Annotated in this window: 16 protein-coding genes and 1 pseudogene; 8 read left to right on the plus strand and 9 right to left on the minus strand. The window is 46.1% G+C overall.

What is annotated here, in order from left to right:
- The first annotated feature begins 26 nt into the window (after nt 1-26).
- Together larE and trmB are read left to right on the plus strand one after the other, a co-directional pair.
- Entirely contained in the window at nt 27-863 is an 837-nt protein-coding gene (gene larE / locus AC1S5B_RS10810; protein WP_482035685.1) for an ATP-dependent sacrificial sulfur transferase LarE, read from the plus strand.
- Between the two features lie 69 nt (nt 864-932).
- A complete protein-coding gene (gene trmB, locus AC1S5B_RS10815) occupies nt 933-1,577 on the plus strand; it encodes a tRNA (guanosine(46)-N7)-methyltransferase TrmB (protein WP_482035686.1) in 645 nt (214 codons plus the stop codon).
- Nucleotides 1,578-1,696: 119 nt separating this feature from the next.
- On the opposite strand, the gene AC1S5B_RS10820 is transcribed toward trmB, so the two are convergent.
- From AC1S5B_RS10820 to AC1S5B_RS10845, 6 genes and pseudogenes are all read right to left on the minus strand, one after another.
- Nucleotides 1,697-1,828: a hypothetical protein gene (locus AC1S5B_RS10820; protein ID WP_482035687.1), complete on the minus strand. Its 132-nt coding sequence runs from the start codon at nt 1,826-1,828 to the stop codon at nt 1,697-1,699.
- Between the two features lie 41 nt (nt 1,829-1,869).
- Nucleotides 1,870-2,013 (minus strand): annotated as a pseudogene (locus AC1S5B_RS10825) (IS1 family transposase); the annotation flags it as partial.
- Nucleotides 2,014-2,025: 12 nt separating this feature from the next.
- Nucleotides 2,026-2,766: a hypothetical protein gene (locus AC1S5B_RS10830; protein ID WP_482035688.1), complete on the minus strand. Its 741-nt coding sequence runs from the start codon at nt 2,764-2,766 to the stop codon at nt 2,026-2,028.
- Nucleotides 2,759-3,304: an Npun_F5560 family protein gene (locus AC1S5B_RS10835; RefSeq protein ID WP_482035689.1), complete on the minus strand. Its 546-nt coding sequence runs from the start codon at nt 3,302-3,304 to the stop codon at nt 2,759-2,761. The genes AC1S5B_RS10830 and AC1S5B_RS10835 overlap by 8 nt, the downstream gene beginning before the upstream one ends.
- Before the next feature lie 355 nt (nt 3,305-3,659).
- Nucleotides 3,660-3,983 carry a 30S ribosomal protein S6 gene (gene rpsF, locus AC1S5B_RS10840; RefSeq protein ID WP_482035690.1) on the minus strand — a complete coding sequence of 108 codons (324 nt, stop codon included), beginning with the start codon at nt 3,981-3,983 and terminating at the stop codon, nt 3,660-3,662.
- Between the two features lie 228 nt (nt 3,984-4,211).
- Nucleotides 4,212-5,090: a TlyA family RNA methyltransferase gene (locus AC1S5B_RS10845; protein ID WP_482035691.1), complete on the minus strand. Its 879-nt coding sequence runs from the start codon at nt 5,088-5,090 to the stop codon at nt 4,212-4,214.
- Nucleotides 5,091-5,379: 289 nt separating this feature from the next.
- Between AC1S5B_RS10845 and AC1S5B_RS10850 the strand changes: the two genes are divergently transcribed.
- The gene (locus tag AC1S5B_RS10850) at nt 5,380-5,802 is read left to right on the plus strand and encodes a hypothetical protein (RefSeq protein ID WP_482035692.1); all 423 of its coding nucleotides are present in this window, start codon (nt 5,380-5,382) and stop codon (nt 5,800-5,802) included.
- A gap of 105 nt (nt 5,803-5,907) precedes the next feature.
- Here AC1S5B_RS10850 and AC1S5B_RS10855 read toward each other — a convergent pair whose 3' ends face one another.
- The 3 genes from AC1S5B_RS10855 to petB form a co-directional block, all read right to left on the minus strand.
- Nucleotides 5,908-6,312 (minus strand): hypothetical protein, encoded by a 405-nt coding sequence (locus AC1S5B_RS10855; RefSeq protein WP_482035693.1) that lies wholly within the window; start codon nt 6,310-6,312, stop codon nt 5,908-5,910.
- Nucleotides 6,313-6,539: 227 nt separating this feature from the next.
- Nucleotides 6,540-7,022, minus strand: coding sequence for a cytochrome b6-f complex subunit IV (gene petD, locus AC1S5B_RS10860; RefSeq protein ID WP_482035694.1), 483 nt, complete (start codon nt 7,020-7,022; stop codon nt 6,540-6,542).
- Between the two features lie 112 nt (nt 7,023-7,134).
- Nucleotides 7,135-7,803: a cytochrome b6 gene (gene petB / locus AC1S5B_RS10865; protein ID WP_482035695.1), complete on the minus strand. Its 669-nt coding sequence runs from the start codon at nt 7,801-7,803 to the stop codon at nt 7,135-7,137.
- A 349-nt stretch (nt 7,804-8,152) separates the two neighbouring features.
- Between petB and ctpA the strand changes: the two genes are divergently transcribed.
- From ctpA to AC1S5B_RS10890, 5 genes are all read left to right on the plus strand, one after another.
- On the plus strand, nt 8,153-9,412 hold the full coding sequence (gene ctpA / locus AC1S5B_RS10870) for a carboxyl-terminal processing protease CtpA (protein ID WP_482035696.1): 1,260 nt from the start codon (nt 8,153-8,155) through the stop codon (nt 9,410-9,412).
- Complete coding sequence (locus AC1S5B_RS10875; RefSeq protein ID WP_482035697.1) at nt 9,402-10,649, plus strand: HD domain-containing protein; 1,248 nt, start codon at nt 9,402-9,404, stop codon at nt 10,647-10,649. The genes ctpA and AC1S5B_RS10875 overlap by 11 nt, the downstream gene beginning before the upstream one ends.
- A gap of 137 nt (nt 10,650-10,786) precedes the next feature.
- Nucleotides 10,787-11,452 (plus strand): hypothetical protein, encoded by a 666-nt coding sequence (locus AC1S5B_RS10880; RefSeq protein WP_482035698.1) that lies wholly within the window; start codon nt 10,787-10,789, stop codon nt 11,450-11,452.
- Between the two features lie 56 nt (nt 11,453-11,508).
- Nucleotides 11,509-13,482 (plus strand): hypothetical protein, encoded by a 1,974-nt coding sequence (locus tag AC1S5B_RS10885; protein WP_482035699.1) that lies wholly within the window; start codon nt 11,509-11,511, stop codon nt 13,480-13,482.
- Nucleotides 13,479-14,873: a DUF1802 family protein gene (locus AC1S5B_RS10890; protein ID WP_482035700.1), complete on the plus strand. Its 1,395-nt coding sequence runs from the start codon at nt 13,479-13,481 to the stop codon at nt 14,871-14,873. The genes AC1S5B_RS10885 and AC1S5B_RS10890 overlap by 4 nt, the downstream gene beginning before the upstream one ends.
- Nucleotides 14,874-15,086 lie beyond the last annotated feature (213 nt).

The following is a 15,086-nucleotide window of genomic DNA, read 5'->3' on the forward strand; positions in this document are numbered from 1 at the left end:
GGGATGTTTGGGCGGGGGGAAATGGAATGATGCAGGGAGATTATTTGGATAAGCTGGAACAATTACGATCGCTATTTACCGAAGCAGATCGGGCATTAATTGCTTACTCTGGCGGCATCGATAGCACGTTGGTGGCGAAGGTGGCGTTTGATGTGTTGGGCGATCGCGCCTTGGCGGTGACGGCTGTTTCTCCATCGCTGCTGCCGGAAGATTTGGAAGAAGCCTGCATTCAGTCTGCCGAAATTGGCATTGCTCACGAGTTGGTGAACACCCACGAGTTGGAGAATCCCGACTATGCTTCTAACCCGATCAATCGCTGTTATTTTTGCAAAAGCGAACTGCATGATACGCTGAAACCGCTGGCGTTGGAACGGGGCTATCCCTATGTGGTGGATGGCGTGAATGCGGATGATTTGCGCGACTATCGACCGGGCATTCAGGCGGCAAAAGAACGGGGGGCGCGATCGCCCCTAGCTGAAATTGGCATCACCAAGCTGGAAGTGCGGCAAATTGCCAAACATCTTGATTTGTCTTGCTGGGATAAACCCGCCCAGCCCTGCCTCAGTTCGCGCTTTCCCTATGGCGAAGAAATCACCTTGGCAAAACTGCATCGTGTGGGCAGAGCGGAAGCGTATTTGCGGAAACTGGGGCTGAAAACGTTGCGGGTGCGCTCGGAAGGCGACACTGCCCGGATTGAGCTTCCGGCTGAGCAAATTAAGGAATTTGTGTTGACGATGGATTTGCCAATGCTGGTGGAAAAGTTGCAATCCTTTGGTTTTGTCTATGTGACGCTGGATTTGGAAGGCTTCCGCAGCGGCAAGTTAAATCAGGGGCTGCAATTAACGACCGTGGGCGATCGCTAATCGGTTTAACTCATACCCAAATCAAGCGACACTAATAGAATCCCAGCATTTTTTAAGGAGGGGACAGCTTTGTCCATTGTCCGTGTGCGCGAACATGTCAACCCGCTCAGCAAAAAGTATCAGGTTCCAGCGACTCCGCCGGATTGGTCAGCGATTTATTCCCAGCCTCAACAGCCGCTACATTTAGATATTGGCTGCGGCAAAGGACATTTTGTACAGGATATGGCAAAGCTTCAGGGCGATCGCAACTTTCTAGGGCTAGAAATCCGCGAACCGCTGGTGGATCAAGCAAATCGTTGGCGAGATGACTTGGGCTTATGCAACCTGCATTACCTATTTTGCAACGCCAACAATTCTATTCGTCCACTGCTCTCTTCCTTGCCAGCAGGCATTTTGCAACAGGTGACTATCCAGTTTCCCGATCCCTGGTTTAAGCGACGACACCAGAAGCGGCGGGTCGTGCAACCGGAATTAGTAGCGGATTTAGCCGAGTTTTTGATTGCGGGTGGCGTGGTGTTTGTGCAATCTGACGTGGAGGAAGTGGCGATCGAAATGCGCGATCGCTTCGATGAGCATCCCGCCTTCATCCGTCAACATGATGATTGGTTGCCCGATAATCCACTGCCGATCTCGACTGAACGAGAGCGATCGACTCTTTCCACTAGCGATGAACCTATCTATCGAGCATTATTTGTTTATGCAGAGGTCTCCTAACCGTGTATTTTGCCAGCATGGCACTCTCAAGCTAAGTAGCCAGCCGGAATTAAACTTAAAACGCTCTCAGCTCGACTATATCCAATTAGGCTGCGTAGCACAGCAAGCTACACCAGCAGTCAAATAAAGCTTTTGATATCATTTTGAGATTGCAGTTGATGCGCCCATAACCCCACCATAGAGAACAGAGCGAATAGGGCAGGAGTCGTGCGTAAGATCGCCAAATCAGACCATTGTCTGGGGGTATTCATCGCCTAACCTGAGTCAGCATTTGACCCATTGGTTCTGTAGAACGGCACAATGCCGAAGGTTCTAACAAGGTTTTCAGTTGCCGGAACGCCTCATCTTGATGGGATGCCAAGACATAAGCCAGTACGGCACCACTCTGATGATTAATGGCGTGTCAAAGCCAGCGCTGTTGTGCTTTGGACTGAACGCTATGCTTGCACTAAGGCTGCACGCCGCTTGACCTATTAGAAATAGTGAGATCTAGAATAGGCAGATGGGTGAGGCAGCGCCAATGGCAAGTAAATAGGTCAGGTTCTTGCTGATTGATGCTGGCGATCGCCGGGGCTGCTGGAAAAGGAATCAGTCGATCAAACTGGAGAGTTTCTCCGTGAAAACCGAATTGCAGGAGATAAACTGACGGAGGAGCCATGAGAGATCGCAACAATCGTTGGGCTAAACCATAAAGCGACTGTCGTTGCACATCTACCAAATGAATAGGTTGAAAATACTGGTGGGCGTTGAGGTCAGATCCAATCGCAACTGGCTTTCCTTTAGCGCCGATCACTTCTGCATACAAAGGACCTTTGCCCGTCAGCACAATGGGCAACCAACCATTGCCTTCACCAGTTTTGTAATGCCATTGGGAAACTTGCTGGCGCAAACCCTCTACATCCTGACAGGCTTGATAAACCGCTTGTGCCGGAAACGCTAACCACTTCGGCAGGGCTAGGGTTAGAGGACACAGAATAGAATTTTCTAGCCCGTCACTATCAAACTGAGAAGGAGTCAAGGTTTCGGCAACTTGAGTGGTTACTTGCCACGATGGGCTGCCTAGATTGTGAGCACTAGGCGTTATTTCATCCACGATCGCCGCTTGCAGTGCAGCAATCGCTTGGGTTGCCGCTGAGAAATCTGAAGACTGGGTGTGATTAGGATCGACTAAAATCAGGACGTTAGGCATTCCCAAAACTCGGCATTACAATTCCTGGGCGGGGGAAACTGGGCAGATCCAGATGAGTTTGGCGACGGTTTCGCACGGCTAACCGATAGCTGACGCTTTGCAGTTCGGCGTGCAGTTGACGGTTTTCTCGCTGAATTTGAACCACCTTCTCTTTAACAGGCGCAAGCCGTTCTGCAAACTTTTGGCGATAGATTTTGGGTAGTTCTTCTACAACCTGCTCTAACATCCGTGAGCGATCGCTCAATTCCTGGACAGATTGGCGCAGTTGATAGATTTCGCCATCGCGATCGCTAATTTGTCCTTGATAAAATGAAACCTGCTCCTCAACGCCCTTCAACTGCTCTCGGAGCGCGCGCACTTCCACCAAATGTCGCTCAGAGGCTTCTGGACTTGGCATAAAAGCCGCATTTCCTTTCACCAGGCGAAACAGTTCCTGGGAAAGTTGCTGTACTAAGCTGTCTCGCATTTGTAACTCTTCACGTAGACGAGCCACCTCTGCTTGAGGATCAATGACATTCATTCCACTCGATTCAGTCACAGCTTTATCACTCCAGTGTTAATGGTTTGAGAATAACCCGCCTAGTTTCTCAGAAAGGCAGCCAAGAAACAATGGACGGTGTTATCTACTTTCGTTGCAGCTAATGTATCACTTGCAATCGCAATTGATACCCGATTCATCCGTTCTTTTCAATCAACTATTACAAAGAATTAATAATAGAAGACTAAAGGTTCACTGGTGCCTCAATAAATAAGGCATCAAAAAACACTGAAAGCTAAGCACTACTTGAATTTCAGGCTCAGAATCTAAAATTTTCTTACTAAAAAGCCCTACAGCTTGGGTCATCCCAAATTGGGCAGTCTCCAGCAGCAGGGCGAAATCTGTTTAGAACTCGTTATTCTTCTACTTCTTCAACCGCTTCTTCTTTTGGAGCTTCTTGCCGTACAGTCAGATAGCGAATAACCTCTTCACTCAACCGCATCGACTTCTCTAGGGGCGCGATTTCTTTACCACTGCCGTGATAGTTCATTTGAATGTAAACGCCTTCTCGATGCCGATTAATCTCGTATGCCAGACGACGCTTGCCGCGATGCTGGGTTTCGATAATTTCGGCTCCGTTGTCTTTTAAAATCGTTTGATATTTCTCGATCGCCTGACCGACCGCTTCTTCACCCACATCTGGGCGCAGGATATACATCGTTTCGTACAGTTGAGGCATGGAAATCTCCTTACGGACTAGACGGCTTCTATAAGTGGACAGAGCCAAAAAACTATTGCGCTGCCTTTTGTGGCAAGGGTTTAGTCTTCGCTGAGCAGCTACTTACAAAGCAAGGATTTACAATTGTATCCTAATTTTGGCTTGAATCTACTTGATGATTCCTGGGAAAGTGCTAAGTCTATTTTGAACTCTGCACACCCAACTTCGCACTTTCGACGCTGATGCAGTTCAAGAGTCAGCTTTGGCGACTCGTTTGGTGAGTTCTTGCTGAGCTTGAAGAGTAACTTGTTTGAGAGCTTGAAGATCGGGCGGTACTTTTAGTTGAGCCGTGTTCTCTGGCTCACTTTCGGTGGTTGAAGCAATCTTCTGTCCTTGCAGCCACAGCAAATATTCGATGTTTCCGGCGGGACCCACCAGCGGCGACCAGGTTACACCCCGATAGATCCATTTTAATGACTGGGCGGCTTGCAACACCTGTAGAATGGCAGCAGCTTGATCGCTAGGGTCACGCACGACCCCATTTTTGCCAATGCGATCGCGCCCCACTTCAAACTGCGGTTTAACCAACAGCACCACTTCTCGTGGTGGTTGCAATAGTGAATAGAGCGCGGGCAACACTTTGGTTATCGAAATAAATGACACATCGAGAACGCCCAAATCGGCGATAGGGCGATCGCGAGTATACAAGTCTTCAGGCTTCAAATGCCGTAAGTTAGTGCGTTCTAGCAAGGTTACCCGTGGGTCTTGGCGTATAGTCCAGGCAACTTGCCCATAGCCCACATCAATTCCATAGACATGGGCGGCTCCAGTTTGCAGCAAACAATCGGTGAAGCCGCCGGTAGAAATCCCGCCATCTAGACAAATGCGATCGGTGATAGGGATCTGAAAATGGGCGATCGCTTTTGCCAATTTTTCTCCACCCCTAGAAACGTAGGGCGGTTTTTGGCGAACTTCCACTACCGCAGCCCGATCAATTTCTGTTCCTGGCTTATCCACCACCTGCTGATTCACCTTCACCTCACCCGCCCGAATGATCCGCTGTGCCTGTTGCCGCGTCTCACACAGGTTTTGTTCTACTAAAAAGACATCTAATCGTTGTTTGGGCATAGTTGAGGCTAGTATGAAGCACCTTGTAATTCTAAGAAGCACAGTTTACTGCCGCTAACTTTGAAATGCCAGCGAAGCACTGCGACATCGCTACCAACTTTAGCAACACAGATCTAGTAACACAGAGAACCCGAATCAATTGGGAAATTTCTCAGTGAGGATAATTCTGCCTCTCAGTTTTTTCTGCTAACCAAAGTGCCACTTTGAGAACAGTCTTTCTTTAGAAATCAGTCTTCTAGAGACCTGCGATAATTTAAGGATAAATATAATTCTGGTGAAGAAGGTAAAAATGAAAGGCTTACAGCGTTACTGGATGGCACCAATAGGAATCGCGATCGCGTTATTGGGAAGCGCTGAAATTGCTTTTAGCCAATCGGTAACGGTAACACCCAGTTCTCCAATGCTTCAAATGAATGGAACATCGGGTGGGGTTCAAAAAGATGGAGGCTGCGCCGGATTTATTGCAGTTGCTCCCAATCATGTGGTTCAAGTAACCGAAGACGCAGACCTACGATTTATTTTGCAGGGAAGCGGAGAACCCGCATTATTAATTCGCAGTTCAAGCGGACAAATTTTTTGCGTTCCAGCAGATAGTTATTCAAACGGTAAGGTAGAAATTCCAGGACGCTGGCGTAGAGGAACTTACTCAGTTTTTGTGGGCGATCGCGCCAACGGTAATCACCCTTACACCTTGCAAATCGCTCGAAATTGAAATCCTATCTGTCTCAACTTGAAACATCGCTGAACTTAAAACATTCAGCTTTGTGGTGTCATCACACTAAGTAGAGCGATTAGAGTGTCTGCAAAACTCTGTGGGTTACTGTTCCTCAATGCGCCTCATCGGAATCTCCACAGCACTCGTATCCACTTCCACAGCACTCACATCAATCGTACCGGAGGGGACAAGCCGCATAAAGCGCTTATCCTCTACTTTCAGAGGCTCATTGCAGTTAGGACAGCGAAACTCTGCACCCTGCAAATTCACAGATTCAAAGTTACAGACTGGGCAGGCTGCTTGAATCACATTGCGCTTGAGCCACCAGCGAAAACCTAAAAACGCGACCACGGGAGCAAGAAGTAGCAGCGCAAATAAAAATAGCAGTGACTTGACTAGCCAACCTAGCCCGATCGCACCCAATAGCCAAATGACAAAGAACGGGAGCAGCAGACGGCTAATATCTGTTAATCCAAGCTGAAGATCTTTTAAGCTGTTCTGGTTCACAGCCGTCTCCTAATCTGATTTTGAGTTACTCATTCTATCGTAAGCGATCGCCCAAAAGCCGATGGTGAGATTTCCCTATTGAGTTTGGTGGAGAAACCCGCTTTAACCAGCTTTCTCCACAGAAAATTTTAGACGGTTTTGCATAAAAAGATAACACCCGTCAAATTCAACAGGAGCTAAAGCTTCTCAAGAATTTAACAGGTGTTAACTAGAAAAAATAATCCTTCTTAAAACAAACCTAGGGTTAAGGCTTTGCTAATTGGCATTGTGGCACCAACACCCAAGTACAAAGTTACTAATGTTCCGAATAGGAATACTGTAGTTGCAACAGGGCGACGGAAAGGATTTTGAAACTTGTTTACGTTTTCGATAAACGGAACAATGATCAGACCCAGCGGAACCGAAGCCATGAGTACCACGCCCAGTAGCTTGCTCGGCACGACGCGCAAGATATTGAACACAGGGTAGAGATACCACTCAGGCAAAATTTCTAAAGGAGTGGCAAAGGGATTTGCAGGCTCACCCACCAAAGCGGGGTCTAACACCGCCAACCCTACACATAGAGCGATCGTTCCCAAAATTACAATGGGGAACACATAGAGCAAGTCATTCGGCCAGGCAGGCTCACCATAATAATTATGACCCATGCCTTGGGCTAACTTGGCGCGTAAATCTGGATCAGAAAGATCCGGCTTCTTAATTGTTGCCATATCTAAAGGCACTCCTTAGTCTAGAAGGTCGGCGAAAAGTGAGCGGAAGTTTGAGCGATCGCCCCATATCACACAGCAGAGATGCATACACAAAATCTGCTGTAGATAGACATTAGAGCGGTCCAGAAATACCTTGTTTACGAATCATCAGGAAGTGCAACAACATGAAGACCGCAATGAGCCAAGGCAACACAAACGTATGGGCGCTGTAATAACGGGTCAAAGTAGCTTGACCAACGCTAGAGCCACCCCGGAGTAAATCGGCAATTAATACGCCAACTACAGGAATCGCCTCTGGAACGCCAGAAACAATTTTGACCGCCCAATAACCTACCTGATCCCAAGGGAGAGAGTAGCCCGTTACACCGAAAGAAACGGTAATCACGGCTAACACAACCCCAGTTACCCAGGTCAATTCGCGGGGCTTTTTAAAGCCACCTGTTAGATAAACGCGGAAAACGTGAAGGATCATCATCAGCACCATCATGCTGGCTGACCAGCGATGAATAGAGCGGATTAGCCAACCGAAGTTCACATCATTCATGATGTACTCTACGGATTGGAAGGCTTCTGCGACCGTAGGTCTGTAGTAAAAGGTCATGGCAAAGCCAGTGGCAAACTGAATCAAAAAGCAGACGAGTGTGATTCCACCTAGGCAATAAAAAATATTGACGTGGGGAGGAACATACTTACTGCTGATATCTTCAGAAAGAGCTTCGATTTCGAGACGCTCGTTAAACCACTGGTAAGCCTTTGAATTGGTTACCTGCTTAGTGAACATGAAGCAAGAATTCCTAACAATGTATTGCTGTCCATACAAGAATGTAACACAGACACCAAGCGGTTTCCATCGGAAGTGATATTTAATTTGATGGAGAAATATTGTTGAGCCAAGTTTCAACTTGAACCCTCTCTTCATGGTGATTTTTTATGGTCGAGGAATCACTGAAAATCAGCTATTGTTTCTGGAAATACACCGAATTGACGCTGGCACTACTCATTTTGAGTTGCTTCCTTGCCAGAAAATTCTTAAGCTGGAACCAAGTTTTGTTTATGAATCGCTAGACTTAATCAACCTTTACTAAAAATTTGAGAGCAAGAAAGTTTTGATCAAATTTGAACTAGCTTTTATGAAACAAAAAATATTTTGGATGAGACCACTATTTTTATTGATGCTAGTTATAGTCATCACCTTTGGAGGCTGGACATCTCCCGCGATCGCCCTGACTGAGGAGCAGCGTTTCGTGTCAGAAGCATGGCGGCTGGTGGATCGGGCTTATGTAGATGACACTTTTAATCATCAGAATTGGTGGCTCGTGCGGCAAAAAGCCTTGAAACACGCGTTGCCCGATCATGAGGCTGCCTATTCAGAGATTCAGACCATGCTGGCAGGATTAGACGATCCATTTACTAGGTTGCTAAAACCCGATCAATATCGCAGTTTGCAAACGAATACTTCTGGTGAATTGACCGGGGTGGGGCTGCAAATCTCGCTAGATGCAGAAACGAAGGTGTTGAAAGTGATTGCTCCGATCGCAGGTTCTCCCGCCGATCGCGCAGGGGTGCAACCTGCTGATTCCATCTTAAAAATTGATGGAGTTCCAACAACAGGATTAAGCTTGGATGAAGCAGCAGAACGAATGCGAGGGGCTACGGGTAGCCGCGTCGTGTTAACGCTGCAACGAGTGGATAGTGACCCGTTGAATATAGAAATTGTGCGCGATCGCATTGCCTTAAACCCAGTCACGTTTGAGTTGCGAACGGCTGACAGTCAAGCGGCAGATAGTCCTAAAACCAAAATTGGCTATGTCAGACTGGCTCAATTCAACGCCAATGCAACCGCAGAAGTGAGCCGTGCGATTAATCAACTCGAAAAACAAGGAGCCGAAGCTTACGTGTTAGATCTCCGCAGCAACCCTGGTGGATTGTTGCTGTCAGGCATTGAAATCGCTCGACTGTGGATCGATGAAGGCACGATTGTTTACACCGTCAATCGTCAAGGCATTGAAGGCAGTTTTGAAGCCACGGGGCAAGCATTAACCAAAGATCCGTTGGTGGTGTTGGTGAATCAGGGAACGGCAAGCGCCAGCGAAATTTTGGCGGGTGCCCTGAAAGATAATCAGCGTGCCACCATCATAGGAGAGCGGACGTTTGGTAAAGGGTTGATTCAATCGCTGTTTGATTTATCCGATGGAGCAGGGTTGGCGGTCACGGTTGCCAAATATCAAACTCCTGATCATATTGATATCAACAAGCAGGGAATTAAACCGGATGTCATTGTACCGCTTGATCCGCTTGCTATAACTCCACTGGGAATGCAGCGCGATCGCCAGTATGAGGCGGCTGTAGAGTTTTTGACTACCCCATCCATGGTTGCTGGTGCTGCCTAATTCTGGACGAACTTATCACGATCCGTTGCATGGCGCGATCGCCTTGGATGGCAGCGATCCAACTGAGGCGCTGATTATTTGGCTGATCGATACGCCTGCCTTTCAACGCTTACGTCGGATTCGCCAGTTAGGTCCCGCCAGTATGACCTTTCATGGGGCAGAATCGTCTCGCTTCACCCATTCGATTGGCGTGATGGCGATCGCTCGTCGCGCCTTTGATCGGATTGCCAAAGCCTATCCCCAACTGCAACCCTATCGTCCAGTGGTGCTGTGTGGAGCGCTGCTGCATGATCTGGGGCATGGTCCATTTAGCCATACTGCCGAAGAAATTTTTGGCTGTGATCATGAATTGTGGACAGAGCGAATTTTGCAGGAATCCCCAATTCAGCAATTGCTGACCGCTTTCAGTTCAACTCTTTTAGAACAACTACTTCAGGTTTACCGCCATACCCATCCCGTGCCGCTGGTGTGGCAGTTGGTATCTAGCCAGTTGGATTGCGATCGCCTGGATTACTTGATGCGAGATAGCTATTTTACGGGCGCATCCTACGGCAAAATCGACCTGGATCGGATTCTGATGGCGCTCGATTACGATCCGGTTTCCCAGCAGTTAGTCGTATCGCGTAAAGGCATGGCAGCGGTTGAGCATTACTTAATCGTTCGTTATTTTATGTATGCTCAGGTTTACAACCATCCTAAAAACATTGCCGCCACCTGGATTTTAGAGCAGGCGTTTAATCGGGCGCGATCGCTCTTCTCGACAGATAATCTCACCGCCGATGATACCGTCACCGCATGGCTGACCGGAGACTGCGATCGCATTTCGCTCAATGCCTATCTTGCCGCTGATGATGGCGTATTCACTTACCATCTCCAACGCTGGCAGCAGCACCCAGACCCAGTGTTATCCGATTTATGCCGCCGATTTTGCGATCGCGATTTGCTCAAAGGCTTGGACATTACTCATCTCGATCAGACGCAGCGAGAGACATTACTGAGCAAAACGCAGCATTGGCTCACTCAAGCGGGGTTCGATGCGCCCTACTATAGCGGCATTCGGATTTCCCTCAGCCGAGGCTACACACTGTATCAAAAGGGCATCAAAATCCAGATGCCAACGGAGCTACGGGAAATCAGCGACCTCTCGCCCCTCGTGCAAACCCTGACCCAGCCCTACGAACGCGCTTGGCTAATCTATCCCAGAGAAATTGAGCCAATGCTGAGCGTTGAGCGTTGAGTCTTTTCAGCAAGGTCTGCTAGCAAGTGTAGTGATTTGATGAAGTTTATGGCGTGCGATCGTGATCTTGCGGATTTAGCAGGGAACTATGAAAAAGACGCAAGCCATTTAACCCAGCGAATGCAGGATCGACCTTTATGCCATCTCAACCTTCTACCGAAAAAAAGGAGTCTCCCCCAAAGGCTCAGGAAACAACTCGGCTGCTGTTAGCGCTGTGGGAGTTGGGAGCAGACAAAAAAGCGTTCAAAAAGGGAGAATTGCCTGATCGCGCTAAAAAATCTGTGCCCTTCAAGCAGTTGGTGGCAGACGGCGCAATCAAGGTCGAAAAACAAAAAGCATACTCGTTAGTATCTCTGGAAGCGAAAGGCGTAGAGCGATTGGCTGAAGAACTCAAAACGGTTGATTTTGCTCTCAGCGGCGCTACTACTGGAGCCTGGATTGCAAGAGGCTTGTTGAAATGGCTGCAACAAATGGAAACCGTAAACGCGATCGCGTCTACTAATGGCAAGGCTGCAAAAGCGGCGATCGCATCCTACGAAGAATTTAAGTCAGTTGCACTGGAAGTTTACGATCGCCTCAACCGTGAATACAACCTGGATAATCTAGTCCCGATTTATCGTATCCGCCGCGAAATTGGCGATCAAGTTTCCCGCGCTCATTTTGATGAATGGTTGTTGGAACTGCAAGCAAATGATGTTTTCCAACTTTTAGAGGGCAGTGTAGAGGATAGTGCCCCTGACAAAATTGAAGATTCTATCACTACAAAAATAAGCGGTTTGCGCTGCTACGCCAAACGTTTATAAGGTCGCGTCTATCTTTTTTAAATCTCATCAAACATTTACGAGTTTGCAGGTATCTCATGTCCACAGAAACAATTAACTCAACGTCTGCTATTTCAGATCTCCATAAATTGATTGAAAGCGAAAATCCTTTTGATCGATCTCTCACTGTTAGAAGCCATGATGTATGGGAGCAAAAATTTCCTGATGTTCCTTCTATTAACAAACATATTTCTGACGCTGTATTTCACGGAATTGAACAAATCCGCAAAGGAACGCGTCAAGTTCTTGGAATTACAATCAAGGCAGAGAGAGGACTAGGAAAAAGTCATTTAATCAGCAGAGTTCGCAATCATCTCAAGGGAGAGGGTGGCTGTTTCTTTGTTTACATGAGTGAAACAGACTATGGCGATCTGAATAAAATCAACTCCCAATTTTTGAGTACCCTTTCATCGAGCTTGAAACAGGAAGGGAGTCAAGGCGTAACTCAGTGGCAAGAACTAGCAACTGCATTAATTAACCAAGCATATAACTCTAATTTATCTCCTCAAGATCTTCTAAAACGATTTTCTGGGTCAGTCGCTAAAAATCCAAAGCTGGTTGATAAGCTGACCGCAAAAATTTGTCAGATCAACCCCCACATCACAGATCCCTACGTGGTTCAAGCTATTTTCTGGACACTTGCAGAGGACAAAGCAATCCATGCTATTCACTGGTTGTCTGGAAAAGAACTATCGCCAGTACAAGCGGATGTTATGGGATTGCCGATTGCCAAAGATGACGATCGCGAATCTAGGGCTTTAGGGACTGCAAGCCAAATTTTAGATCTCATCGGAAATTATCGATCAATCGTCATCTGCTTTGACGAGGTTGAACCAAAAGGTTCTAATTCTAAAGGACTGACAACGCCACAAGTTGTCGCGCTTCTTGCGAAAGACCTATACAGCAAGATCAAGCGTGGCATACTCATGATGGCTATCTTCCCTCAAACTTGGGCTTCAAACGTAAGAGTGATGCCGCAGGCAGATTCAGTTGTGGATCGAATTGGTGAGAAAACCTTTGACCTCAACTATCTCAATTCTGATGATGTCGTTGCTCTGGTTTCAAGTTGGCTCCAAGACTTTTACCAACAAAAAGGTTTGACTCCACCGACTTCTACCTATCCATTTGATGAATCTGAGTTGAGGGAACTGGGTAAAGAGAAGCCGATTGTCAGAAAAATCTTAGGTTGGTGTCGTGATAGTTGGAAAATTCCTGAAAAAATAGAATCGTCAACCAAGGGTGATACCCAAGCTGAAATCTCAACTGAAGACTGCGAACAAGCATCTCGTTCGGGTTCCGAAAGTAATTCTAGCCGTCAAGTTGAAGTGGCATTTAATGAGCAGTTATTAGCTCTCAATAGCAACATCAATGATTATTTAGAAGATAGTGAACTAATTGCTAATGCACTTTGGCTTGGCTTTGCTAGCTTAACTGGAGAAACTCTTGAAAAATTTCAAGTTGAAGAAATTGAAGAAATCGAAGCAAAAGCTGCTGATAAAGGCTACATCAGCTTTAAAGTAATTGGGAAAGAAAATAAAAAGACAGTCAAGATAGGAGTTTCAGTTCTTCAAGAATCCGGTGCAAAATATGTTAGTGCTGCTCTTAAGCGGCTAATTGACTACAAAAAATTTGGTCTGACTCGTGGTTGCTTAGTACGGTCTAAGGCAGTGAAAGCCCATACGTTAGGGGGGAAGTATCTGAATACTCTTCTTTCTGATCTGGGTGGAGAATGGGTGTCATTAAAAGGCAAAGATCTTCTACCCCTTCTGGCAATTCTTTCTGTATATAACTCTAGTGAGGAATATGAAGTAACTGACGAGGAAATTTTTGAATTCATGCAGGAAAGAAAAATTGCTGAGAGCAACTATCTAATTCGTGAGATTTTGAGTGATCCATCTGGGCAAATTCCTGACAGTGTAGTTGATGAAGATCAACTGATGACTACAGCTACAAAAGACTCGGCAGAAATTCTGACGGATGCGGATGAACTCCTCACGGTATTGAGCGCATGACTGAAACCGTTTTCCTTGCAAATGCGCTTTGTCTTCCCTTAGTCGATTTACAGGCTTTAGTACAAGGGAAGATGATTACCGTGATGCCTTGGAGTTTTCTTTCTCCAGGGCAATCATTTGCTCTTTACTCTGAAGGTGAAAATACTAATCATGCGCGGTTTTGGGCTAAATGTGAGCTTTGCAAAAGTATAGATAATCTGCAATTGCTCAACGCTTTGTCTAATCTCACTATCTGGAAGAAGCAATTACTTGAAAACAAGCTGCTAGAAAGAGACTTTTTCTTTTTAGCTTACTTACGTGTTTATAAAATACCGCAACCGATTCAAGTCGTTACAGAGGCAAAAGGTGAGTTTTTGCCTCTTGTAGAACCTTCCATGGTTTCAGTCTCCTCGCCTGTTTTCAGTGAAAATGACTTTAAGAAACATGCACGAAAACTGAATGAACTACGCCCGTCAGTTCATCCTGAATTAGAAGAATTGCAAAGTATGGTCTGTGCACTCGCTACTGTTTATCCAGAAGCTCAATATTTTGAAAATGACATCAAGTTGTTTCTTGGTTGGGCTGATACTGCCATTGAAAAGCCAATAAATTCTAATCTAAGCTGGATCAATTCTATAGTTGAGGCGGGAGACTCTAGTGATGGTTATAAGTTTGAGAAGCTAGTTCGTAAAAGCCTTATAGAACTTGGTTTTTCAAACTCTCTCAACAATGCTAAAGCTAGTCTTGATCCCGATGCAACTGGAGGCGCAGGCGGTATAGACGTTTATTGTGATGCTCCCTTTTCTTTAGTGGGAGAGTGTAAGGCAAGTAAATATGAGAGCGTTCCAAACAGTGTGTCTTCTCAACTTATTCATTTAAGTAATACTCACATTGGAAATATACAGTTTAGCAAGTCAGTTAAGGTGATTTTCACGTCTGGAAAACTCACTGCTCCAGCCCAGCAAGCAGCAATTGGAAATGAAATTAACATTATGCGTCCTGAAACTTTAAAGAGACTTGTAGAAGTAAAAACCAAGCATCAAGGTTCAATTAATCTAATTGATTTAAAGCCTCACTTACAGAGTTCTCCTTTTGGAGAAGAAGCCGATGATAAAATTAACCAATATATTGAGCTGACCCTACAAAAATTGAGGGTTAGGTCGCACATTATTGAAGCCGTTAAACAGCTTGTTGAGATAGAACCGCATAGAACACAGTTTGAGGTCGTAGAGATCCGTGCTCAATATAATGCTGCTTTCTCAAGGCATGATGGAAGCAGTTTAGATAATCAAATTGTTCATGAGTTTTTGATAGAACTTTCTTCACCTTTGGCAGGTTATTTGGGTAGAGTTCAAGGAACCAGTTTGCAGACTGATCGCTTCTATTTCCTTCGTGATTTGCTAGTGGATTGAACCTACGCGGTGCGATCGCCTGAAGGCTATGGGGTCATGTAGCTGATGACAATGCGATAATCTGTCTTAATGCATAGATCCGATTAGTTGATGTTTGAGTTATCATTCACCCAGCTTAAATGTCCAGAATCGGAAATTTTGCAATTCAGTGGAGGTCATTATGGCGGGTTGCCCACTAGGGCAAGGGGGTAAAAGACACAGATGTAGCGCTCT

This window comes from Leptolyngbya sp. CALU 1928 (assembly GCF_056784215.1).

Coding starts and splice junctions, on each gene's coding strand:
- rpsF (WP_482035690.1), bottom strand. CDS start 3,983: ATGCCTCAACTGTACGAAACGATGTATATCCTGCGCCCAGATGTGGGT.
- AC1S5B_RS10830 (WP_482035688.1), bottom strand. CDS start 2,766: ATGCCTAACGTCCTGATTTTAGTCGATCCTAATCACACCCAGTCTTCA.
- petB (WP_482035695.1), bottom strand. CDS start 7,803: ATGTTCACTAAGCAGGTAACCAATTCAAAGGCTTACCAGTGGTTTAAC.
- AC1S5B_RS10850 (WP_482035692.1), top strand. CDS start 5,380: ATGAAAGGCTTACAGCGTTACTGGATGGCACCAATAGGAATCGCGATC.
- larE (WP_482035685.1), top strand. CDS start 27: ATGATGCAGGGAGATTATTTGGATAAGCTGGAACAATTACGATCGCTA.
- petD (WP_482035694.1), bottom strand. CDS start 7,022: ATGGCAACAATTAAGAAGCCGGATCTTTCTGATCCAGATTTACGCGCC.
- AC1S5B_RS10890 (WP_482035700.1), top strand. CDS start 13,479: ATGACTGAAACCGTTTTCCTTGCAAATGCGCTTTGTCTTCCCTTAGTC.
- AC1S5B_RS10880 (WP_482035698.1), top strand. CDS start 10,787: ATGCCATCTCAACCTTCTACCGAAAAAAAGGAGTCTCCCCCAAAGGCT.
- AC1S5B_RS10845 (WP_482035691.1), bottom strand. CDS start 5,090: ATGCCCAAACAACGATTAGATGTCTTTTTAGTAGAACAAAACCTGTGT.
- AC1S5B_RS10820 (WP_482035687.1), bottom strand. CDS start 1,828: ATGAATACCCCCAGACAATGGTCTGATTTGGCGATCTTACGCACGACT.
- AC1S5B_RS10885 (WP_482035699.1), top strand. CDS start 11,509: ATGTCCACAGAAACAATTAACTCAACGTCTGCTATTTCAGATCTCCAT.
- ctpA (WP_482035696.1), top strand. CDS start 8,153: ATGAAACAAAAAATATTTTGGATGAGACCACTATTTTTATTGATGCTA.